Source organism: Pseudomonas syringae KCTC 12500 (assembly GCF_000507185.2).
Taxonomy (GTDB): Bacteria; Pseudomonadota; Gammaproteobacteria; order Pseudomonadales; family Pseudomonadaceae; genus Aquipseudomonas; species Aquipseudomonas syringae.
The window spans coordinates 1,086,773-1,109,990 of sequence record NZ_AYTM02000002.1; the positions used below are offsets into that span (position 1 = coordinate 1,086,773).

Genomic DNA, 23,218 nt, shown 5'->3' on the forward strand with positions numbered 1-23,218 from the left:
CATGTCGAAATTTTTTATTGATCGACCCATTTTTGCCTGGGTTATTGCCCTCGTGATCATGCTGGTCGGTGCGCTGTCGATTTCCAGCCTGCCGATCAACCAGTACCCGAGCATCGCACCGCCCGCCATCGGTATCCAGGTCACCTATCCGGGCGCGTCTGCCCAGACGGTGCAGGACACTGTGGTCCAGGTGATCGAGCAACAGCTCAACGGTATCGATAACCTGCGTTATGTCAGCTCGGAAAGTAACTCCGACGGCAGCATGACCATCACGGCGACCTTCAATCAGGGCACCAACCCGGATACGGCGCAGGTCCAGGTGCAGAACAAGCTCAACCTCGCGACCCCGCTGCTGCCACAGGAAGTGCAGCAACAGGGTATCCGCGTCACCAAGGCAGTGAAGAACTTCCTGATGGTGATCGGTCTGGTGTCGGAAGACGGCAGCATGGGCAAGGAAGACCTGGCCAACTACATTGTGTCGAACATGCAGGACCCGATCTCCCGGACCTCCGGTGTGGGTGACTTCCAGGTGTTCGGTTCGCAGTACGCCATGCGTATCTGGCTGGACCCGGCCAAGCTGAACAACTTCCAGCTGACCCCGGTAGACGTGAAAAACGCGATCACCGCGCAGAACGTTCAGGTGTCGTCCGGCCAGTTGGGCGGCCTGCCATCGATCAGCGGCCAGCAGTTGAACGCTACGATCATCGGCAAGACCCGCCTGCAGACCGCCGAGCAGTTCGGCAATATCTTCCTCAAGGTCAACACCGACGGCTCACAGGTTCGCCTGAAAGACGTCGCTACAGTCGGCCTGGGCGCAGAGAACTACAGCACCGATTCGCAGTTCGACGGCAAACCGGCTTCCGGTCTGGCGATCAAGCTCGCCACCGGCGCCAACGCACTGGACACCGCCAAGGCCATCCGCGCGACCGTTTCGTCGCTGGAGCCATTCTTCCCGCCTGGCATGAAAGTCGTGTACCCGTATGACACCACACCGGTGGTGAGCGAATCGATCAACGGCGTGGTGCACACCCTGATCGAAGCGATCGTGCTGGTGTTCCTGGTGATGTACCTGTTCCTGCAGAACTTCCGCGCAACCATCATCACCACGATGACGGTTCCGGTGGTCTTGCTGGGTACGTTCGGCATCCTCGCGGCTTTCGGTTTCACCATCAACACCCTGACCATGTTCGGTATGGTGCTGGCCATCGGCTTGCTGGTGGACGATGCGATTGTGGTGGTGGAAAACGTCGAGCGGGTCATGGAGGAGGAAAAGCTCTCCCCGCGCGACGCCACGATCAAATCCATGACACAGATTCAGGGCGCACTGGTCGGTATTGCCCTGGTGCTGTCGGCGGTTCTATTGCCAATGGCGTTTTTCGGTGGCTCCACCGGGGTGATCTACAAGCAGTTCTCGATCACCATCGTCTCGGCCATGGCCCTGTCGGTCGTGGTTGCGCTGATCTTCACCCCGGCGCTGTGCGCCACCATGCTCAAGCCCATCGATCACGAGAAGCACGGGCAACCGAAACGTGGTTTCTTCGGCTGGTTCAACCGTACCTTCGACCGTAGCGTTCTGAGTTACGAGCGCGGCGTCGGCAACATGCTCAAGCACAAGTGGCCTGCGTACCTGGGTTACATACTGATCTGCGCGGGCATGGTGTTCATGTTCATGCGTATTCCGGCTGCGTTCCTGCCGGATGAAGACCAGGGCGTTATCTTCGCCCAGATCCAGACACCGGCCGGCTCCTCGACCGAGCGTACGCAGGAAGTCATCGATCAGATGCGTGAGTACCTGCTGACCAAGGAAAGCGGCGCAGTGAAGTCGGTGTTCTCGGTAAACGGCTTCAACTTCGCAGGCCGCGGTCAAAGCTCGGCGATTGCGTTCGTGATGCTCAAGCCGTGGGAGGAGCGTGATTCCAACAACAGCGTCTTCGAACTGGCCAAGCGGGCTCAGGGCTATTTCTTCAGCCTGCGCGACGCGATGGTGTTTGCGGTCGTCCCGCCTTCGGTACTTGAACTGGGTAACGCCACCGGCTTCGATGTTTACTTGCAGGATCAAGGCGGCGTGGGTCACGACAAGCTGATGGAAGCGCGTAACCAGTTCCTCGGTATGGCCGCACAGAGCAAGATTCTGGCGGGTGTGCGTCCCAACGGGCTGAACGACGAACCGCAGTACCAGTTGATCATTGACGACGAGCGCGCCAGCGCTTTGGGTATCACCCTGTCGGACATCAACAACACACTGTCCATCGCGTTGGGTGGCAGCTACGTCAACGACTTCATCGACCGTGGCCGTGTGAAGAAGGTGTACATCCAGGGCGATGCAGGTGCGCGTATGACGCCTGAAGACCTGAAGAAATGGTACGTGCGCAACAGCGCGGGTGAGATGGTGCCGTTCTCGGCCTTCGCCAGCGGCAAATGGTCCTACGGCTCGCCGAAACTGTCACGCTACAACGGCGTGGCGGCAGAGGAAGTGCTCGGTACTCCAGCCCCTGGTTACAGCAGCGGCGACGCGATGAACGAAGTCGAGGCGCTGGCCAAGAAGCTGCCGCAGGGCATCGGCATCTCGTGGACCGGTCTGTCTTACGAGGAACGCCTTCCCGGTTCGCAGGCCCCTGCCCTGTATGCCTTGTCGTTGCTGGTCGTGTTCCTCTGTCTGGCGGCGCTGTATGAAAGCTGGTCGATTCCCATCGCGGTCATCCTCGTGGTGCCACTGGGGGTTATCGGTGCATTAATGGCAACCAGCCTGCGCGGTCTGTCCAACGACGTGTTCTTCCAGGTCGGCTTGTTGGTGACGGTGGGTCTGGCGGCGAAAAACGCCATTCTGATCGTCGAGTTCGCCAAAGAGCTTCACGAACAGGGCAAGAGCCTGGTGGACGCGGCGATCGAGGCCTGCCGCATGCGTCTGCGCCCGATCATCATGACTTCCATGGCCTTCATCCTCGGCGTCGTACCGCTGGCGATTTCCACGGGCGCAGGTTCGGGTAGTCAGCATTCGATCGGTACTGGCGTAATTGGCGGTATGATCACCGCAGTTATTCTGGCGATCTTCTGGGTGCCCCTGTTCTTCGTAACGGTTTCAGGGCTCTTCAAGAGCAAGCAGAAACATATTTCACACGATGAGGCTGGCCAATGAGCAAGTCATTGATCTCACTTGCAGTTACCGCGTTCATTCTCGGCGGCTGCTCTTTGATCCCCGATTACAAGCAGCCGGAAGCACCGGTCGCGGCACAATATCCGCAAGGGCCGGCGTACTCGCCGGTCGAAGGCGCCAAAATGGCCGCCGCGGAACAAGGCTGGCGGCACTTCTTCAATGACCCGGCGCTGCAACAGCTGATTCAGACTGCACTGCTCAACAACCGTGACCTGCGGGTTGCGGCGCTGAACATCGACGCCTACCGCGCCCAGTACCGTATCCAGCGCTCGGACCTGTTCCCTGCCGTTTCGGCCACGGGTAGCGGCTCACGTCAGCGTGTACCGGGTGACCAGTCGCAAACCGGTCAGCCCGGCATCACCAGCAGCTACTCGGCCACCCTGGGTGTCAGCTCTTACGAACTGGACCTCTTCGGCCGGGTACGCAGCCTCAGCGAGCAGGCGCTGGAGACCTACTTCTCCAGCGAGGAAGCGCGTCGCAGCACCCAGATCAGTCTGGTGGCCAGCGTTGCCAATGCCTACATGACCTGGCAGGCCGACAAGGAACTGCTCAAGCTGACGCAGGACACCCTGAAGACCTACGAAGAAAGCTTCCGTCTGACCTCGCGCGCCAGCGAAGTCGGCGTGTCTTCGGCACTGGACCTGAGCCAGTCACGCACCGCCGTTGAAAGCGCGCGCGCCAAACTGGCCCAGTATCAGCGCCTGGTTGCCCAGGATCAGAACAGCCTGGTGCTGCTGCTCGGCACCAGCCTGCCTGACAACCTGCCGGCCAGCCATTTGCTCGATTCCGACATGCTGACCGAAATGCCGGCAGGCCTGCCGTCCGACCTGCTGCAGCGTCGTCCGGACATTCTGGAAGCCGAGCACTCACTGAAGGCGGCCAACGCCAACATCGGCGCGGCACGTGCAGCGTTCTTCCCGAGCATCAGCCTGACGGCCAGTGCCGGGACCAGCAGCAGCGAGCTGTCCGGCCTGTTCAAGGGCGGATCGGGCGCGTGGCTGTTCCAGCCAAGCATCAACATCCCGATCTTCAACGCCGGCAACCTGCGCGCCAGCCTGGACTACTCGAAAATCCAGAAGGAAATCAGCGTCGCCAACTACGAGAAGGCGATTCAGACCGCCTTCCAGGAAGTGTCCGACGGTCTGGCTTCGCGCAAGACCTATGACGAGCAGCTCCAGGCGCAACGTGACTTCGTCGCGGCCAACCAGGATTACTACCGTCTGGCCGAGCGTCGCTACCGGATCGGCATCGACAGCAACCTGACCTTCCTCGACGCCCAGCGCTCGCTGTTCAGTGCGCAACAAACACTGATCACCGATCGCCTGTCGCAGCTGACCAGCGAGGTCAACCTGTACAAGGCCCTCGGCGGCGGCTGGTATGAAAGAACCGGACAGACCGAAACCATCTCCAAGGAGAAGCCTTCGGTTCAGCTGTTCTGATTGACAGCGGCAGACAAAAAAACCACCTGATCAGGTGGTTTTTTTGTGGCCGGCACACACCTGCGATCAATGATCCTGATGCAGGTACTTAGGCTCTTTGGGCAAACGCAGACTGAACAGGAACGCTACCGCCATCATGGCCGTCACGTACCAGTAAAAGCTGTTTTCCATTCCGGCACTCTTGAGTTTCAGTGCAACCCACTCAGCCGAGCCGCCGAACATTGCGTTGGCCACCGCGTACGCCAGACCCACGCCCAGCGCACGAACCTGAGGCGGAAACATCTCGGCTTTGACCAGCCCGCTGATCGAGGTGTAGAAGCTGACGATCGCCAGCGCCAGGGTAATCAGCACAAAGGCAATAAACGGGTTGGTGGTGGTCTTGAGCGTCATCAGGATCGGCACTGTGAACAGCGTACCCAGCGCGCCGAACAGGAGCATCGAATTGCGACGGCCAATGCGGTCCGCGAGCATGCCGAAGAACGGCTGCATGCACATGTACAGAAATAGCGCACCGGTCATGATGTAGCTGGCGGTCTTGGCTTCCATGCCCCCGGTGTTGACCAGGTATTTCTGCATGTAGGTCGTGAAGGTATAGAAAATCAGCGAGCCACCGGCGGTGTAGCCCAGCACTGTGATGAAGGCAGCAGCATGATGCTTGAACAGTGCCGCAATACTGCCCGCGTCCTTGTCCTGCCGGCTTTCGGCCGTGGTGGTTTCATTGAGGGTGCGACGCAACAGCAAGGCGATGACCGCAGCGCCAGCACCGATCACGAAGGGGATACGCCAGCCGTAGTCACGCAGTTCTTCGGTGGTCAGGAATTGCTGGAGGATGACCACCGTCAACACCGCCAGCAATTGCCCGCCGATCAGGGTGACGTACTGAAACGAAGCATAAAAGCCGCGCTGGCCGCGCAGCGCCACTTCACTCATATAAGTGGCCGTGGTGCCGTACTCGCCACCCACCGACAGGCCTTGCAGCAGGCGCGCCATCAACAGCAAGGCCGGCGCCCAGGCGCCAATCGAGGCATAGGTCGGCAGGCAGGCGATGATCAATGATCCGGCACACATCATGGTGACCGAAATCAGCATGGAGTTCTTGCGGCCATGTTTGTCTGCGACACGACCAAACAGCCAGCCGCCAATCGGACGCATCAGAAAGCCAGCGGCAAATACACCTGCGGTGTTGAGCAACTGAACGGTCGGATCATCGGAAGGGAAGAAAGCCGGTGCGAAATAAATCGCGCAGAAGGCGTAGATATAAAAGTCGAACCATTCGACCAGGTTGCCGGATGAGGCGCCGACAATGGCGAAAATTCTTTTGCTTCGCTCCTCGCCGGTGTAATGCGGTGCTTTTGATGTTGTAGTCATTATTTTCCCCAAGCAGAACTGTCCATAAGAAACAATCTGTAACACCGTCTTTAATCGAGCACAATAAGTCAGGCCAATTCAGCCGACTGGAATAGCGGGATCGTTGAGAATCCGGGCGTCCAGACGAACAACAACCCGGATCATCGGCCTGCCTTTTCGTGGAGGCTGACAAACGATCCGGGTTGCTGGACAACAGGTTGAAGCGGGAGGGCTTACCGCTCGATGGCCAGCGCAAGCCCCTGCCCGACGCCGACGCACATGGTTGCCAGGCCTCTGCGCCCGCCGGTTTTCTCCAGATGATGCAGTGCCGTCAGCACCAGCCGCGCGCCGCTCATGCCCAGCGGATGACCGAGGGCAATTGCCCCGCCGTTGGGATTGACCTGCGGCGCATCGTCCGCCAGACCCAGTTCGCGCAGCACCGCAATCCCCTGGCTGGCAAACGCTTCATTGAGTTCGATGACATCGAAATCGGTCACCGCCAGGCCCAGCCGCTCGACCAGTTTACGCACCGCAGGCACCGGGCCAATGCCCATCACCCGAGGTGCAACCGCCGCGCTGGCCATGCCGAGCACGCGGGCGCGGGGCGTCAGGCCATGCTTTTTGACCGCCTCGGCCGACGCCAGAATCAGCGCAGCAGCGCCGTCGTTGACTCCGGACGCATTACCGGCAGTCACCGTGCGGTCCGGGCCATTGACCGGCTTGAGTTTGCTCAGGGTTTCCAGACTGGTATCGCCACGCGGATGCTCATCCTTATCGACAAGGGTCTCGCCCTTTTTGTGCGCGACTCGCACCGGCACGATCTCTTCCTCGAAAAAGCCCGCAGCCTGGGCAACGGCAGTGCGTTGCTGGCTGCGCAGGGCGAAAGCGTCCTGATCGGCTCGAGAAATCCTGAAGTCGGTTGCAACGTTGTCGCCCGTTTCGGGCATTGAGTCGACGCCGTACTGCGCTTTCATCGCCGGATTGATAAAGCGCCAGCCGATCGTGGTGTCTTCCAGCTTCATGTTGCGCGAAAACGCGGCATCGGCCTTGCCCATCACGAAGGGCGCGCGGGACATCGACTCGACGCCTCCGGCGATGGCCAGCTCGATTTCACCGGAAGCGATGGCCCGGAACGCGGTGCCGATGGCGTCCATCCCGGACGCACACAAACGATTGAGGGTGACGCCCGGTACACTTTCCGGCAGCCCGGCCAACAGTGCGGCCATGCGCGCAACGTTGCGGTTGTCCTCACCGGCCTGATTGGCGCAGCCAAGGAACACTTCGTCGATCTCTTCCCAGTTGACCGAAGGGTTGCGCTCCATCAACGCCTTGATCGGCACCGCAGCCAGGTCGTCTGCACGCACCGAAGACAACCCACCACCAAAGCGACCGATGGGCGTACGAATCGCATCGCAAATAAATACATCACGCATCACGCTTCTCCTGCGACCTGACCATGAGCCGCGGCAGTTCGTGCTTCCAGATCACGCAGCGCCGTCAGCTCGACGTCAGTGGGCTCTTCGGACACAACAACGGTGTCGGCAAAGCGGACCTCCCAGCCGGTTGCAGCAATGACCTGCTCGCGGGTCACGCCAGGGTGCAGCGTGGTCACGACGAACTCGTGGGTGCCGGCTTCCGGCTCCATGATGCACAGGTCGGTGATGATGCCCACTGGGCCGGCACCGGGCAGGCCCAGGCGTTTGCGCGAGTCGCCACCTTCGCCATGGCCGACCGAGGTGATGAAGTCCAGCTTGTCGACGAACGAACGCGCCGACTGCTTGAGAATGATCAGCACTGACTTGGCCGACCCGGCGATCTCCGGCGCACCACCGGCGCCCGGCAGACGCACTTTTGGATGGTGGTAATCGCCGACCACGGTGGTGTTGATGTTGCCGAAACGGTCGACCTGCGCCGCGCCGAGAAAGCCGACATCGACGCGACCGCCCTGCAGCCAGTAGCGAAAGATTTCACTGGTGGAGACCACTGTGTCGGCGGTTTCAGCCAACTCGCCATCGCCGATAGACAGCGGCAACACCGTGGGCTTGGCACCGATCGGGCCGGACTCGTAGATCAGCACCACGTCAGGCGCAGAGGTAAGACGTGCCAGGTTCGCCGCCTTCGAAGGCAGGCCGATGCCGACGAAGCACACAGAACCATTACGCAAGCGACGGGCTGCGGCAACGGTCATCATTTCACTGGTGGAGTAAGTCATTATTTGGCCTCCGAAGCGCGAGCCAGCTTGCTCTGGAATTCACTGAAGTCTGCGGTGCCGTGGATGTATTCATCGATCCACGCCGTGAAGGTCTCCCGGTCTCGGGCGATCGGGTCCCAGGCCTGATAGAACGGGTTGTCACGCTCGTAGTAGCCATGCGCATAAGACGGATGCGCGCCGCCTGGCACCAAGCACACCGCGCTCAGCGCCCAGGTCGGCAGCACGCAGGAATTCATCGGCGCCTTGAGGTCATCGACGATTTCTTCCACCGTCACAATGCAACGCTTCGCAGCCAGTGCGGCTTCTTTCTGCGCACCGAGAATGCCCCACAACAGCACGTTGCCCTTGCGGTCGGCTTTCTGTGCATGAATCACGGTTACGTCGGGACGTACCGAAGGCACCGCTGCCAACACTTCGCCGGTGAACGGGCAGGTGACCGTCTTGATCAGCGGGTTGACCTTGGGCAGGTCGGACCCGGCGTAGGCGCGCAGCACCGCGAACGGCAGACCGGACGCGCCCGCTACATAAGCGTTGGCGAGGTCGGCATGGCTGTGCTCTTCAATTTCCATCGCGCGCGGCCACTGCTTTTCAACGGCATCGCGCAAACGGTGCAAGGAGCCAACGCCAGGGTTGCCGCCCCACGAGAAAATCAGCCGCTTCGCACAGCCGGCACCGATCAACTGGTCGTAGATCAGATCGGGCGTCATGCGCACAAGGGTCAGGTCTTTTTTACCCTGACGGATGATTTCATGCCCAGCGGCCGTGGGGATCAGATGCGTGAAGCCTTCCAGCGCAACGGTGTCGCCATCGTTGACCAGTTGCTTCACCGCATCGCGTAGAGAAAGAATGTCTGCCATGAGGTGCTCCGAACCCAACATCACGTTCAATGATCAGCGCGAAGACCTGCGCCGGAATGAAAATGAGGTTATGCCTGAGCAAGAAGGCAAACAATCCGATAATCGACTAAACGTTCGGTAATCGAACGAATTCAATCCGTCTAAAATACGGCAACGTCAGGTAAATAGCTGCGTACTCAGGTCGCGACTGGCATCGAGCATGATCGGCAGAAAGCGCTGTTCCAGCTCGCTGCGTGCCACACGTCCGGCGCTGGTACTGACATTCAGCGCAGCCAGCACCTGACCCGACGCATCATAGACCGGTACGGCAATCGAACGCAGCCCCTGCTCCAGTTCCTGATCGACAATGCACCAGCCTTGTTGCCGAACCAGTTGCAGACATTCGAGCAAGGCCTCCGGCGTGCGAATGGTGCGGCTGGTCTTGGGCTGCAGATCGACATGGTCAAGGTATTCATGCAGCGACACGTCATCCAGTGCGGCCAGCAGAATGCGGCCCATGGATGTGCAGTACGCGGGAAGACGACCGCCCACGGAAAGGTCGACCGAGATGAGTCGCTGCGTGGTCGCAGAGCGCGCTATATAAAGAATGTCGTCGCCTTCCAGAGTCGCCATATTGCACGCCTCGTGCAGCTGGTCGCTCATACGGTCCAGATAAGGCTGCGATGACGTTGCCAGTGGCGTCGATGACAAATAGGCGTGGCCCAGCGTCAATACTTTGGGCAGTAGCGAGTAGGTACGGCCGTCAGTGGTCGCATAACCGAGCTTGATCAGGGTGTGCAGACAACGACGCACTGCCGCACGGGGGATCTCGGTGCGGTGGCTGATCTGCGCAATGGTCAGGTGTCTCTTACGCTCCTGAAAGGCATGAATCACGGCCAGCCCGCGCGCCAGCGAGGTCATGAAATCCGGGTCACCGGTCAGCGCCTGAATGCGCTTTGCGGGCGACGCCACGATGGGCGGTGCCAACGAGGCAAAAGATTTACGCAGTTCGTCGTTCATTGAAACACCTTATGTAACTGCCTTTCAGGCCCTGTAAACCGTAGGTTTCAGCTCTTTTCAGGGGAGCGAAGCCCGCCCTCAGTTGTGCGATTATCGAACAGGTGGCCGATAATCGCAATTGACCCCATGTAAATATACTTATACCTTTACCTCTGCCACGAAGTGACTTCTTGGAAATACTGGTCAGGTACCCACTGAGAAGTCCAAGGCAGCGGCCTTGCTCACCAAGCAAGGCCGTTTTCATTACTCAGGCGCATCCCTCGTGCCCGATGCTCGCGACACCCTCCTCTTCATCCCGTTCTCGGTCGGTGCCTGCCACGCGACTCCACACATCCTGCATATAAAAGACAGTGAATTTCTTCGCCAACATTTTGTCGTGGAACGTGAAAACTGTTTTATAAAACTTATGTCATATAAATGGCTCACTGAAACTTCGGAACAATCGTACAAAAAAACCAGACATGTGAACTCATTCAACCTCTGTTGTTGACGTAGCAGAAGTTCTTGGAGATAGTATCTGTCAGTTGGTTGGCAATACCCTCGCAACGATTGATCCATTGACCCGATTTCTGCCTCGACTGTCCTGTCGAAGCGTTGTCACGGTGCACCATCGCAGCGAGACCATCAGCAAGCCTGCCAGCGCAAGCCCTGTGCTTGAAATCAAACGTGTGTCGCTACGACAGGTGTTTCTCTCTGGTGCACGTAGCCGCAGACAACAACAGGCATGTCCAGTAACCCTTTCGCGCAATCGCCCGAACAGGCCGCTGACTGTAGTTGGTATACAGCCAGACTGGAGTGAACATACTTGCAATGTTTTGCGTCATCGCCAGAGCCCATTCGACTCGATCAGGTATTAAAGTGACTAAAGATGAACTGCGCGCGGAACTTGAGCGCCAGGAACAACGCTACAAGGATGTCTACGGCGGTGAAATCACCACCTACGCCGCGCAACCTGAACCGGAACGCAAGCCTTGGCGCAAAAGAGCCAGCCTGCTGGACCAGGCGTTCAAGCAAGAACTGCAAAAAATGGAAGAAGGCCTGAAAGAAGAGCCATGACAGCGCAGGGCCGATGATCCCTGCCCGATACGTTTCTGACTTTCAGCCCCCGGAATTACACGCCTTACTGCCTCATTGAACATTCAACGGGGCGGCGCTCATGCGTCTTTTTTTTGGTTTGAGGCGACACCACGTGGTGACGACAAGTCGTTCGGTATTTTTTCTGTCATAATCGCGCCCCCTTCAGACCCGGTCAGAAAACCTACATGATCGATTTATTCAGCGGGCTTGATGCCTGGGTGCTTGTGAGCCTGTTGCTCGCCCTGGCTTTCGTCCTCACCTTCGAGTTCATCAACGGCTTTCATGACACCGCCAACGCGGTGGCGACAGTCATTTACACCAAAGCGATGCCGCCTCATCTGGCCGTGCTCTTTTCCGGTGTATTCAACTTTCTCGGCGTGTTGCTGGGCGGCGTGGGCGTTGCCTATGCCATCGTCCACCTGCTGCCGGTCGAACTGCTTATCAACGTCAACACCGGACATGGCCTGGCCATGGTGTTCTCGCTGCTGGCGGCGGCGATTACCTGGAACCTCGGCACCTGGTACTTCGGCATTCCGGCCTCCAGTTCGCACACGCTGATCGGCTCGATACTCGGTGTGGGTCTGGCCAATGCGCTGCTCAACGATATCCCGCTGGCCGATGGCGTGAACTGGCAGAAAGCGATCGATATCGGCGCTTCGCTGGTGTTCTCGCCGCTGGCCGGCTTTATCGTTGCGGGCCTGGTACTGATTGCCCTGAAATGGTGGCGTCCGCTGTCGAAGATGCACAAGACCCCTGACCAGCGCCGCAAGCTGGATGACAAGAAGCACCCGCCGTTCTGGAACCGTCTGGTGCTGGTCATCTCCGCCATGGCGGTCAGCTTCGTACACGGTTCGAATGACGGCCAGAAAGGTATTGGCCTGATCATGCTGGTACTGATCGGTATCGTGCCCAGCCAGTTCGTGCTTGACCTCACCAGCACGACCTACCAGATCGAACGCACCCGCGATGCGACCCAGCACCTGAACCAGTTCTATCAGCGCAACAGCAGCACGCTGGGCGAATACCTGGCCATGGGTAAAGCCGAAAAAGGCGACCTGCCGTCCAGCTCTGCCTGTAATCCGAAGCAGACCGAACCCACCATCGACGCGCTGCTCGACCGCCTGAAGGGCGTGTCCGACTACCACGCGCTGGCCCCTGAAAGCCGCATCGAAGTTCGTCGCTACCTGTTGTGCCTGGACGACACCGCCCGCAAGGTCGGCAAACTTCCGGACCTGTCAGCGCGTGAAAAATCCGACCTGGAGAAACTTCGCAAGGACCTGACCACCACCACCGAGTACGCACCGTTCTGGGTGATTCTGGCGGTCGCACTGGCGCTGGGCATCGGCACCATGGTCGGCTGGAAACGTGTGGTACTGACGATCGGCGAGAAAATCGGCAAGCAGGGCATGACCTACGCACAAGGCATGTCGGCGCAGATCACCACCGCCTGCGCGATTGGTCTGGCCAACGTGTTCAGTCTTCCAGTGTCCACCACGCACATTCTGTCGTCGGGTGTAGCCGGCACCATGGTCGCCAACAAGAGCGGTCTGCAAGGCGGAACCGTGCGCACCATCCTGCTGGCCTGGGTGCTGACCCTACCGGCAACGGTCGCCTTGTCCGCAGCGTTGTTCTGGCTGGCTTCCAAGGCCCTGGCCTGATCCGAAACCCTTCGGGCGGTGCATGCCTTGCACCGCTCAAGGGTTTGACTCACTCATCCTCTTGTTCCCCCTCCTCCTCAAGCCCTTCACCAGGCGCTTGCGCTTGCTGCAGCTCGCGCCACAGTGCTGCGGCACCGTCGAAATCAGTGCCGTTTTCAGCAGTCAGTTCAGCAGGGTCATAGCGGCTCAGGCAGCCTTCGCCAAGCGTTGCCGGAGCGGTGGAAGTGGCTTTGTCGAGAGGATCGGTCATTGGCTGTCACCTTGCGCGTTGCACCCTTGCCGACAGCTGAGTCGGGAGCGCGACAGACGCGCTCCGGAAAAGATAGATCAGCCGAAGACGACTGTCTTGTTGTCGTGAACCAGAACGCGGTCTTCCAGGTGAGCGCGCAGGCCGCGCGCCAGCACCATTTTTTCCACGTCGCGGCCGAAACGCACCATGTTTTCGATGCTGTCACGGTGACTGACGCGCACGACGTCCTGCTCGATGATCGGACCGGCGTCGAGCTCTTCGGTCACATAGTGACAGGTCGCGCCGATCAGTTTGACGCCGCGCAACGAGGCCTGGTGATAAGGCTTGGCCCCGACGAACGATGGCAGGAAGCTGTGGTGGATATTGATGACCTGATGGGCATATTCACGGCACAACTGCGGCGGCAGGATTTGCATATAACGCGCCAGAACCACGACATCAGCCTGATGATGACCGACCAGACGCGATACCTCGGCGAATGCAGGCTCCTTGTCTTTCGGGTCCACCGGAACATGGTAGTAAGGGATGTTGTGCCACTCGACCATGCTGCGCAGGTCCTGGTGGTTTGAAATCACACAGGCGATGTCGCAGTCGAGTTCGTCACTGTGCCAACGGTGCAGCAGGTCGGCCAGACAGTGCGATTCGCGACTTGCCATGAGCACGACGCGTTTCTTCTGCGCCGAGTCGGTAATGCGCCAGTCCATCGAAAACTCTTCGGCAATCGGCGTGAAGGCTTCACGGAAGCCGTCCAGGTCAAAAGGCAGGGTGTCGGCACGGATCTCGTGACGCATGAAAAACCAGCCGCTGAGATTGTCAGAATGATGACTCGCTTCGGTGATCCAGCCGTTATGGGACGCCAGAAAGTTACTGACTTTGGCAACGATGCCTACACGGTCCGGGCAAGCAATCACCAGACGAAAAGTGCGCATTGGGGGAAACTCCAGAACTTCGCAAAGCCGCTATTCTAGCGGCTGCGCAGCAAAACTGCAGTATCTCTGTTGCCTGAATTCAGATGCCGAAAAAGCACACCGCCAAGGCCAAAGATTGCACCTTGCCAGTATGCGTTTTCCGTGTGCCCATCGCTAAACAAAACCTGTAATAAGAAGGGCTTTATAGGGGCGATCTTTTGAAGGAAGCGTGACGCGCTCCTAGTTCAGACGTCTGTAGGACGCGTGTATATTGCTAAATAATTCAAATAAAACTTTTATTTAATGTTTACTTGCTCATTTACAGTGACTATTATTGCCGCACTGTATCCCTGCAACCCTCACAACATAAGGTCTCCTCATGTCCCTGATCAACGAATACCGCGCTACAGAAGAAGCCATCAAAGAACTGCAAGCCCGTTTGAAGAACCTGTCGCAGGACGACAAACTGCAAACCGAGCTGGAATTCGAAGGCAAACTGCGCACGCTGATGGGCGAATACCAAAAGTCGCTGCGTGACATCATTGCTCTGTTGGATCCGGATGCCAAGGTAAACAAGGCCCCCCGTGGCGGCGCTGTTAAACCTGCCGGCACCAAACGCGCGCGCAAGGTCAAGCAATACAAGAACCCGCACAACGGTGAAGTCATCGAAACCAAAGGTGGCAACCACAAGACGCTGAAAGAGTGGAAAGCCAAGTGGGGCAGCGACGACGTTGAAAGCTGGGCCACTTTGCTGGGCTAAGCTTCACCAGATCGCGGTTCATTGCGATTGCAAAAACGCCAGCTTGCTGGCGTTTTTTATTGCCCGGTATTTTTATACGCCCAGACGGTTACTCAGCTTGTTGGCGTAATCCTGCCACTGCCGCAACACCTCTAACTGCTCTGGCGCGGCACTAAGGGAGCATTCTACCCAGGCGGCCGTGAAGTCATGCAGGGTGTTGGGAGCGCCCCATTCCGGGCTGCGCAAGCGCTGCTGACAGAAATCCCGCCAGCGTGTTTGCTCTTCGCCACTCAAGGTGTCAGGAAAGTTACGAGCGCGATACCGGAATAACAATTCAGGCAATCGGGCATCATCAAACGGCCAGGCGTCACGCGCCAGTTGTTCGGGCTCGGCCTGCCGAACTTGCTCACACAGTCGACGATCACGGTCACCTATAAAACCGTCATATAACTGCTGTTCGGGATCTTCACTTGCGACGAAGTCGTCCTTGCCGTAAACGGCCGCCAGTTTATCGTGCCAAACTTCGCGGCGTTCACTCAATTGCGCTGCGCGTGCCTGATAGCCGGCCATGTCCAGTTGCAGCCGCTGCTGATCTTCGCTGCGCAGCACCCCCAGCGGCGCGATCACCGGGCAACGGTTTATATGCAAGAGTTTGAGCGGGACGGGCAATTCGCCGTCGCCCAGCGCGTCGTGCCGCGTATATAAACGCCGCTTGAGTGTTTCAGCGCCCTCGTGCAACAACGGTGAATGATCCAGGTGCAGATCACACACGATCAGCGCGTTGCGATTATGCGGGTGCCAGGCCAACGGCAGCACCACGCCCAGGTAATTGCGCGCCGCAGAAAAGCGTCCCGAAATATGCACCAGAGGCTGCATCAGGCGAACCTGTTCCTGGACTTTCTGTTTGCTGCGCAATGCGAACAGATAGTCGTAAAGCTTCGGCTGCTTTTCACGAATCAAACGTGCCAGCGCAATAGTTGCACGCACATCGGATAACGCGTCGTGCGCCTGCCCGTGATCAATACCATTGGCAGCCGTCAGCCGCTCCAGTTTCAGCGTGACCCGGCCGTCCTGTTCCGGCCAGACAATGCCATCGGGGCGCAATGCGTAGGCAGCCCGCACAACATCGATCAGATCCCAGCGACTGTTGCCCCCCTGCCATTCGCGCGCATAGGGGTCGAAGAAGTTGCGATAAAAACTGTAGCGCGTGACTTCATCATCAAAACGCAAGGTGTTGTAACCCGCGCCACAGGTTCCCGGAGCAGACAGTTCGGCATGTACGCGCGTCATGAAATCGGCCTCGCAGAGGCCTTTTTCTGCCAGCGTGGCCGGGGTGATTCCGGTAATCATGCAGGCGGCAGGATGAGGCAGGATGTCATCGCTGAGCTGGCAGTGCAGATTGACCGGAGGCGCTATTTCATTGAGGTCGGTATCCGTGCGAATTCCGGCCATCTGCAGCGCACGGTCATTGCGCGGGTTGATACCGGTGGTTTCGTAGTCGTACCAGAAGATGCTGGAGGTCACGGGCTGATCCTGAACAAAAGACCCGCGAAGTGTAGGGCGTGACAGGTGTCATTGGCTAATCGGGTCGTATCCGGCGCACCGGGAAATGTTTTCTTACAGCACGCGTATTGAATGGTCGGTTGCTTAGCTCCGCTGCGGTAGCTAGCATCAGTTTTGGTTTTCAGGCGCGTCCTTCCGACAATGTCATCCCGTCCCGCTTCGCCAAGGAGTGCAGCGCTGCCCACGCCGTTGGACACGCGCATTGAAATCGAGACGCCAGAAGGCATCGATATGCTTCTGCGCCCTGCCGGGCTGGTTTCCCGCGCATTGGCGTTCGGCATCGACTTCGCCATTCGCGCAGCCCTCCTCGGCGTGTTCTTCGTGCTTCTGCAGCTGTTCGACAAGCTCGGCATGGGTCTGGCCGCTCTGGTGTTTTTTCTGGTGAACTGGTGGTACATGGTGCTGTTTGAAGTACTCAACCAGGGACGCACACCGGGCAAGCGCCTGCTCGGGCTGCGGGTGGTGCATGACGACGGCACGCCCATAGACTGGTCTTCTTCGCTGATCCGCAACCTGCTGCGCTTCGTCGACATGCTCCCGCTGGGCTACGGGCTTGGCGCGATCACTTGTCTGAACCATCCGCTATTCAAACGGCTGGGTGATCTCGCCGCCGGAACGCTGGTGATTTACAGCGACCGGCCGGTGGCGCGCCCTACTCTGCCGCAGGCCGAACCGGTCATGGTGCCCTTTGCCCTGCGTCTGGATGAACAGCGCGCGCTGCTCGGCCTGGCGGAGCGGCAGGCTGAACTGTCCAGCGCGCGAACCCAGGAACTGGCGACCATCCTCGCCGAACCCTTGCGTATCCCCGCCGACACGGCGGTCGCTCAGGTAAACGGCATCGCCCGCAACCTGCTGGGGCCGACATGAAGCAGAGCCTGTTTGAAACCCGCCATCAGCAGGAGTGGCAACGCTTCGCGCAGCGCCTGACGGCCCTTGAACAGGGCAAGGCCGATGTCAGCGGCGGCGAGACCTTTCCCGGCGATTATCGACGCCTCTGCCACCATCTGGCGCTGGCGCAGGAGCGCGGCTACAGCAGCCACCTGGTCGACCCCTTGCATCAGTTGGCCATGCGCGGTCATCAGCAACTTTACCGCCACCGCAGCACTGCCGGGGTGCGACTGCTGAGCTTCGTTCTGAGCGGCTTTCCGCGACGCGTGCGGGCCGAATGGCGCTTTGTACTGGTTGCCAGCCTGCTGCTGTTCGGCAGCCTGATCGGCATGGCGTTGCTGGTCTATGGTTTTCCACAACTGATCTACAGCGTCGTCAGCCCCGAACAACTGGCAGACATGCAGAGTATGTATGACCCGTCGGCCAGCCGGGTCGGTCAGCCCGTCGAACGGGGTTCCGATACGGACTGGATGATGTTCGGCTACTACATCATGAACAACATCGGTATCGCCTTCCAAACCTATGCAAGCGGCTTGCTGTTCGGGCTGGGCAGTCTGTTTTTCCTGCTCTTCAACGGCTTGATGACCGGCGCAATCGCCGGGCACCTGACAAACATCGGTTACGGGCAGACCTTCTGGCCCTTCGTCATCGGTCACGGCGCCTTCGAGCTGACGGCCATCGCCCTCGCCGGGGCGGCGGGCCTCAAACTGGGATGGCCCTTGCTGGCTCCGGGAAGACTGACGCGCAGTGCCGCACTGCGCATCGCCGCGCGGGCCAGCATGCAACTGGTCGGCGGGGTGATCCTGTTTCTGCTGATCGCAGCCTTCATCGAGGCCTACTGGTCATCGATGACCTGGCCCGGCCCCCTTCTCAAGTACCTGACAGGTGCCGTCCTGTGGGTGCTGGTGGCCGCGTATCTGACTCTGGCAGGACGTACACCTCATGCGCCTGACTGAGTCGACTGTTGCAATACGCCCTCGCTCGCCGTGGGAGGCCATCGACCTGGGCGTGCTGCTCGCCGGGCGGCACCGCGGTGTGCTGATGAGCAGTTGGGCAATCGTCACCCTGCCCTTTTTCTGTGTCCTCAGTGCACTATTCTGGGATTACCCCACGGCCGCCATCCTGCTGTTCTGGTGGCTCAAACCTGCGTTCGAGCGGTTGCCGCTGCTGATCCTTTCGCAGTCACTGTTCGGTGCCACGCCGACACTGCGACAGGCCCTCAAGGCCTGGCCGGCGACCCTGAAGGAGCAACTGCTGCCCAGCCTCTTGTGGCGACGTCTTTCCCTGAGTCGCAGTTTTCAACTGCCGGTGCAGCAACTGGAGCATCTGGCAGGCACCGAGCGCGCCCTGCGCATCAGCCTGCTCAGCCAGAAAGACCTGCGTGCCGCACAGCTGCTCACCATCGTTGGCGCACACCTGGAATACGCACTGTGGATAGGCCTGCTGGTCCTGCTCTACGCCCTGATACCGCAGCAGATCCAGATCGACTGGCACTGGATGAGTCTGCTCGACGTCGAAAACCAATGGCTGTGGATCGACCACCTGACCAACCTCTTCTATGCCCTGGCGCTGATACTTTGGGAGCCTGTGTATGTCGCCTGCGGCTTCACGCTGTACTTGAATCGCCGCACGGTTCTTGAAGCCTGGGATATAGAACTGATCTTCCGGCGCCTGCGCCAGCGCCTGATCGGTACGGCCTATGCCGTGTTGATGGGCGTCGGGCTGATGCTTTCGGCAGCGCCAGCACCGGTCTGGGCCGATCAGCCAAGCTACAGCTGCCCGTTGCCGGAATCCGCCCCTGCGCAATCCGCTCCGTCCGTGGCGGCGCCCGACACGCCGCGCCTGACCCGCCAGCCCCTGACCAGCGAAGCGGCACGCAGCCAGATCCACAACGTTCTGCAACAGCCGCCCTTCCGCAACCCCCGAACCGAAACGGGCTGGCGCTTTCCTGAAAAACAGAAAGGCCAGTCTGCGGCGCGGGACACGCGTGATCAGGGCTGGCTGATGACCTGGCTCAACCGGCTTCTGCGCGCAGCGAGCGCCTTGGCCGGCCTGATTGAAGTACTGCTGTGGGCCGTGGTCATCGGGCTTGTGGGGCTGGTGATCTTTCGTTACCGGGACTGGTTCAGGACCTTCGTCGGCCGGAAGACCGGCAAGGCCAAAACCACCCGCCCGACACCCGAGCAGCTCTTTGGTCTGCAAGTGAATGCTGAAAACCTGCCCGACGATGTTGCCGGCCGGGCCGAGCAGCTCTGGAACAGCCAGCCTCGCGAAGCGCTGGGTCTGCTGTACCGCGCCTTGCTCAGCCGCTTGCTGAGCGACTATCGATTGCCCTTGAAAAATGCCGATACCGAAAGTCAGGTACTCGAACGTATCGCCGCGCTCAACCAGCCGCTGCTGAGTGAATTCAGCCGCGCGCTGACCGCACACTGGCAAAACCTCGCCTACGGGCATCGCCTGCCACCGGCGCATGCCCGGCAGGAACTCTGCGATGGCTGGCGTCGCCTGTTCAACCAGGCAGCGCAGCCATGAGCCGCCGCACCGGACTGCTGATCGGGCTGCTGGTCCTGTTGCTGCTGGCAAGTGGCGCGCTGTTTCTGAGCACTCAGCTCGAGCGCTACGAGAAAACGGTCGATCAGGGCCCCTCGCCAGAGGCGAAGGCCAATCCCTGGCTGGCGGCCGAACATTTTCTGCGTGGCCTCTCTGTCACAGTGAATACCGTCGATACGCTGGCCCAGCTTCCCGACCCGAGTCAGAGCACCCAGACCCTGCTGCTGCTCGATGACCGGGAAGACATGACGCCGGCGCAAACCCAAAAGCTGCTGAACTGGGCCGAAGCAGGCGGGCACCTGCTGTTCGTCGCCGAACAACTGTGGGACGAACAAAAAGGTCGCAGCGGCGATCTGCTGCTGGACAGTCTGCAGATTCATCAGTACCTCACCAAAGACATCAATGCCAAGGAACAGCAGCTGACCGACGCTCAGCCACCACTGCCCATCCCTTTGATGACGCCCGCACCCAAACACAAGAAGATGCCCTGGCCAGAGCTGACCCGCCTGTACCTGGAAAACGAGAGCGCCCCGGCCTACATGAGTTTCGATCCGGCGTTTCACCTCGAAGACCCGGAGGATCACGCCCAGTCCTGGGCCAACAGCGCCGATGCCACGCACCTGCTGCAGATAAGCCGGGGCACTGGGCTGATTACGGTTATCACGGACGCCAACCTGTGGAAAACCCGCTCGATCGGCCACTATGACAATGCCTGGCTGCTCTGGTATCTGACGCAGGACAGCCAAGTGACCCTGGTGCTGCAAACCGAACACGACAACCTGCTGAGCCTGTTGCTGCGCAACTATCCTCAGGCGCTGCTGACGCTGGCACTGCTGATCGGCCTGGGTCTGTGGCACATCGGTCTGCGCGAGGGCCCGCTGCGTCGACCCGCGCCACTTGCACGCCGCCAACTGACCGAGCACCTGCGCGCCAGTGCCGAGTTCCTGCGCAAACACACAGGGCAGCAGACGCTGATCAAACGCCTGCAACAGGACATCCTGCGTCGCGCCCGCCGGTTGCATCCCGGTTTCGAGCGGCTGGTCGTTGCCGAACAATGGCAAGTGCTTGCACGCCTGACCCGTCAGCCCACCAGCGCCATCAGCGACGCGCTGCGCCCTCGCCCGCCGCAACGCCTGTCACACAGCGAATTCACCCGCCAGGTAGCCCACCTGCAAACAATCAGGAATGCCCTATGAGCGATCAAACACCCGCCCCATCAGGCAGCAGCACCGAGCCACTTGCCGAGCCCGCAGCCGAATCCTCCACTCAGTTGCAGCAGCGGCAGCGCGCCAGCCAGTTGGCTCAGGCGTTGCGCAATGAGCTGCAAAAGGCCGTGATTGGACAAAATGCGGTTATCGACGATGTGCTGACCGCGCTGATCGGTGGCGGGCATGTGTTGCTGGAAGGTGTTCCGGGACTTGGCAAGACCCTGCTGGTTCGGGCGCTGGCCAGTTGCATCGGCTGCGAATTCGCCCGCATCCAGTTTACGCCGGACCTGATGCCCAGCGATGTCACCGGTCATGCGGTATACGACATGCAGACAGAGCAGTTCAAGCTGCGCAAGGGGCCGCTGTTCACCAACCTGCTGCTGGCCGACGAAATCAACAGGGCACCGGCCAAGACCCAGGGGGCTTTGCTCGAAGCGATGCAGGAGCGGCAAGTCACCCTTGAAGGGCGCGCCCTGCCGATCCCGCAGCCGTTCATGGTGCTGGCGACCCAGAACCCCATCGAACAGGAGGGCACCTATCCATTGCCTGAAGCTGAACTGGATCGCTTCATGCTCAAACTGCGCATGGATTATCCCGAAGCGCAGGAAGAGCTGAACATGGTACGTCAGGTCACCCGCTCGTCCCGGGCTGACATGCTGGATGTGCGACCGCTCAGGGTCATCATGCAGGCCCGCGAGGTTCAGGCGCTGCAACGCATTGCCAGCGAACTGCCCATCGATGAGCAAGTGCTGGACTACGCCGTGCGACTGGCACGCAGCACGCGCACCTGGCCAGGTCTGAGTCAGGGCGCAGGCCCTCGCGCTTCGATTGCGCTGGTGCGTGGTGGGCGGGCCCGAGCCGTGTTGCGTGGCGGCGAGTTCGTGACCCCGGACGACATCAAGGGCTGTGCACTGGCAGTGCTGCGACACCGGGTCAGGCTGTCGCCTGAGCTGGACATCGAAGGGCTGTCGGTGGATCAGGTGCTGAGGCAGATCCTCGACCAGGTCTCGGCACCGCGCCTGTGAAACAGGTCCTCAAGCCGTCGATAACGCTGCTGCGCTGGCTCGGCGGACTGATGGGCGTGGCCTTGCTGCTCGGAACGTTTCATGCGCTGGGCATCGAGTATCCGGCAAAAATCGACGACCTTTACTGGGGGGCATTGCTGGCCCTCGTCGTCGTGAGCGTGCTTGATGCAATCTGGCTGCTCAGAAGCCCCTCGCCACGCGTGCAGCGCGAGCTGGCGGGCAGTCTGACGCTGGACCGCTGGAACGAAGTCCGGCTCGACGTCCAGCACGACAATCGCAGACCCGTGATCGTGCGGCTATTCGATCATGTGCCGCACGGGCTGGAACACGAAAACCTGCCTCAGTCCCTCACCCTGGCCGCACGCGGTAAAGGCAGCATCGGCTATCGCCTGCGCCCGTCAAGCCGGGGTCACTTTACGTTTGAGCAGTGCGAAATCAGCCTGCCGGGAACGTTGCGCCTGTGGACGACACGACGCTACCTGGCAGTGCCCGGCACCACGCGGGTCTATCCGGATTTCGCCCGCCTCTGCGGCGGTCAATTGATGGCGGTGGATAACTGGCTGAGCCAATTGGGCATACGCCAGCTACAACGCCGCGGGCTGGGCATGGAATTCAACCAGTTGCGTGAGTTTCGCGAGGGCGACAGCCTGCGCCAGATCGACTGGAAAGCCACCGCCCGCCAGCGAGCGCCCATCGCACGGGAATACCAGGACGAGCGGGATCAGCAAATCGTTTTCATGCTCGATTGCGGACGTCGGATGCGCAGTCAGGACGGCGACCTGTCTCACTTCGATCACGCCCTCAACGCTTGCCTGCTATTGAGTTACGTCGCGCTGCGTCAGGGTGATTCTGTCGGTATTGCGACCTTTGCCGGCGAGCAGGATCGTTATCTGGCGCCGGTGAAGGGGCCTGGGCAGTTGAATCGGGTGCTCAACACAGTCTATGACCTGCAGACCACCCGGCGCCCCGCTGACTACAGCGCCGCCGTGCGCCATCTGATGGTTCGTCATAAAAGACGTTCACTGGTGGTGTTGATGACCAACTTGCGCGATGAAGACGATGAGGAACTGCTGGCCGCTGCCAGGCAGCTCGGCAAACAGCATCGGGTACTGATCGCCAGTCTGCGCGAAGAAGTCCTCGACGGCCTGCGCCACTCGCCGGTACACACCTACGATGAAGCACTGAGTTATTGCGGGACGATCGACTTCCTCAATGCCCGCGCTTCGCTGCACGATCGTTTGAGCGCGCAAGGCATCGTGATCATGGATGCGCGGCCAGGAGAACTGGGCCCACAGCTGGTCAACCGTTACATGAGCTGGAAAAAGGCAGGTACGTTATGAACGA

General features: G+C 59.9%; 19 protein-coding genes. 11 read left to right on the forward strand and 8 right to left on the reverse strand.

Annotated features, from left to right (window positions below; translation table 11 throughout):
* Window position 1: 1 nt before the first annotated feature.
* Together V476_RS05275 and V476_RS05280 are read left to right on the forward strand one after the other, a co-directional pair.
* Complete coding sequence (locus V476_RS05275; protein WP_024960559.1) at window positions 2-3,136, forward strand: efflux RND transporter permease subunit; 3,135 nt, start codon at window positions 2-4, stop codon at window positions 3,134-3,136.
* Entirely contained in the window at window positions 3,133-4,593 is a 1,461-nt protein-coding gene (locus tag V476_RS05280) for an AdeC/AdeK/OprM family multidrug efflux complex outer membrane factor (RefSeq protein ID WP_024960558.1), read from the forward strand. The genes V476_RS05275 and V476_RS05280 overlap by 4 nt, the downstream gene beginning before the upstream one ends.
* A 66-nt stretch (window positions 4,594-4,659) precedes the next feature.
* Here the strand turns inward: V476_RS05280 and V476_RS05285 are convergent, their stop codons facing one another.
* The 5 genes from V476_RS05285 to pcaR all read right to left on the reverse strand — a co-directional run bounded on the left by V476_RS05285 (window position 4,660) and on the right by pcaR (window position 10,008).
* Window positions 4,660-5,961 carry an MFS family transporter gene (locus V476_RS05285; protein ID WP_003425192.1) on the reverse strand — a complete coding sequence of 434 codons (1,302 nt, stop codon included), beginning with the start codon at window positions 5,959-5,961 and terminating at the stop codon, window positions 4,660-4,662.
* A gap of 212 nt (window positions 5,962-6,173) precedes the next feature.
* On the reverse strand, window positions 6,174-7,373 hold the full coding sequence (gene pcaF / locus V476_RS05290) for a 3-oxoadipyl-CoA thiolase (protein ID WP_004416333.1): 1,200 nt from the start codon (window positions 7,371-7,373) through the stop codon (window positions 6,174-6,176).
* A complete protein-coding gene (locus V476_RS05295) occupies window positions 7,373-8,155 on the reverse strand; it encodes a CoA-transferase subunit beta (protein ID WP_174518584.1) in 783 nt (260 codons plus the stop codon). The genes pcaF and V476_RS05295 overlap by 1 nt, the downstream gene beginning before the upstream one ends.
* Complete coding sequence (locus V476_RS05300) at window positions 8,152-9,009, reverse strand: CoA transferase subunit A (RefSeq protein ID WP_003395944.1); 858 nt, start codon at window positions 9,007-9,009, stop codon at window positions 8,152-8,154. Before V476_RS05300 ends, V476_RS05295 begins: the two co-directional genes overlap by 4 nt.
* A 156-nt stretch (window positions 9,010-9,165) precedes the next feature.
* On the reverse strand, window positions 9,166-10,008 hold the full coding sequence (gene pcaR / locus V476_RS05305; protein WP_003363842.1) for a pca regulon transcriptional regulator PcaR: 843 nt from the start codon (window positions 10,006-10,008) through the stop codon (window positions 9,166-9,168).
* Between the two features lie 858 nt (window positions 10,009-10,866).
* On the opposite strand from pcaR, the gene V476_RS05310 reads away from it, so the two are divergent.
* A complete protein-coding gene (locus tag V476_RS05310) occupies window positions 10,867-11,064 on the forward strand; it encodes a hypothetical protein (protein ID WP_002554967.1) in 198 nt (65 codons plus the stop codon).
* Window positions 11,065-11,270: 206 nt separating this feature from the next.
* Window positions 11,271-12,743: an inorganic phosphate transporter gene (locus V476_RS05315; protein WP_003425186.1), complete on the forward strand. Its 1,473-nt coding sequence runs from the start codon at window positions 11,271-11,273 to the stop codon at window positions 12,741-12,743.
* Window positions 12,744-12,792: 49 nt separating this feature from the next.
* Here the strand turns inward: V476_RS05315 and V476_RS05320 are convergent, their stop codons facing one another.
* On the reverse strand, window positions 12,793-12,993 hold the full coding sequence (locus tag V476_RS05320) for a hypothetical protein (protein WP_003425184.1): 201 nt from the start codon (window positions 12,991-12,993) through the stop codon (window positions 12,793-12,795).
* Between the two features lie 77 nt (window positions 12,994-13,070).
* The gene (gene purU, locus V476_RS05325) at window positions 13,071-13,922 is read right to left on the reverse strand and encodes a formyltetrahydrofolate deformylase (RefSeq protein ID WP_003413243.1); all 852 of its coding nucleotides are present in this window, start codon (window positions 13,920-13,922) and stop codon (window positions 13,071-13,073) included.
* 358 nt (window positions 13,923-14,280) lie between these two features.
* Between purU and mvaT the strand changes: the two genes are divergently transcribed.
* The gene (mvaT, locus tag V476_RS05330; protein ID WP_002554971.1) at window positions 14,281-14,661 is read left to right on the forward strand and encodes a histone-like nucleoid-structuring protein MvaT; all 381 of its coding nucleotides are present in this window, start codon (window positions 14,281-14,283) and stop codon (window positions 14,659-14,661) included.
* A 72-nt stretch (window positions 14,662-14,733) separates the two neighbouring features.
* On the opposite strand, the gene sbcB is transcribed toward mvaT, so the two are convergent.
* Window positions 14,734-16,164 carry an exodeoxyribonuclease I gene (gene sbcB, locus V476_RS05335; protein WP_004416328.1) on the reverse strand — a complete coding sequence of 477 codons (1,431 nt, stop codon included), beginning with the start codon at window positions 16,162-16,164 and terminating at the stop codon, window positions 14,734-14,736.
* A gap of 180 nt (window positions 16,165-16,344) precedes the next feature.
* Here sbcB and V476_RS05340 point away from each other — a divergent pair, with 180 nt between their 5' ends.
* Genes V476_RS05340 through V476_RS05365 form a run of 6 tightly spaced genes read left to right on the forward strand, consistent with a single transcriptional unit; the run spans window position 16,345 to window position 23,214 of the window.
* Complete coding sequence (locus V476_RS05340; protein WP_024959728.1) at window positions 16,345-17,070, forward strand: RDD family protein; 726 nt, start codon at window positions 16,345-16,347, stop codon at window positions 17,068-17,070.
* Complete coding sequence (locus V476_RS05345) at window positions 17,067-18,047, forward strand: stage II sporulation protein M (protein ID WP_024959727.1); 981 nt, start codon at window positions 17,067-17,069, stop codon at window positions 18,045-18,047. Before V476_RS05340 ends, V476_RS05345 begins: the two co-directional genes overlap by 4 nt.
* Complete coding sequence (locus tag V476_RS05350; RefSeq protein ID WP_024959726.1) at window positions 18,034-19,623, forward strand: DUF4129 domain-containing protein; 1,590 nt, start codon at window positions 18,034-18,036, stop codon at window positions 19,621-19,623. Before V476_RS05345 ends, V476_RS05350 begins: the two co-directional genes overlap by 14 nt.
* A complete protein-coding gene (locus V476_RS05355; protein ID WP_024959725.1) occupies window positions 19,620-20,837 on the forward strand; it encodes a DUF4350 domain-containing protein in 1,218 nt (405 codons plus the stop codon). The genes V476_RS05350 and V476_RS05355 overlap by 4 nt, the downstream gene beginning before the upstream one ends.
* Window positions 20,834-21,874, forward strand: a complete 1,041-nt coding sequence (locus V476_RS05360; RefSeq protein ID WP_024959724.1) for an AAA family ATPase — start codon at window positions 20,834-20,836, stop codon at window positions 21,872-21,874. The genes V476_RS05355 and V476_RS05360 overlap by 4 nt, the downstream gene beginning before the upstream one ends.
* On the forward strand, window positions 21,871-23,214 hold the full coding sequence (locus V476_RS05365; protein WP_004416314.1) for a DUF58 domain-containing protein: 1,344 nt from the start codon (window positions 21,871-21,873) through the stop codon (window positions 23,212-23,214). Before V476_RS05360 ends, V476_RS05365 begins: the two co-directional genes overlap by 4 nt.
* Window positions 23,215-23,218: the final 4 nt, after the last annotated feature.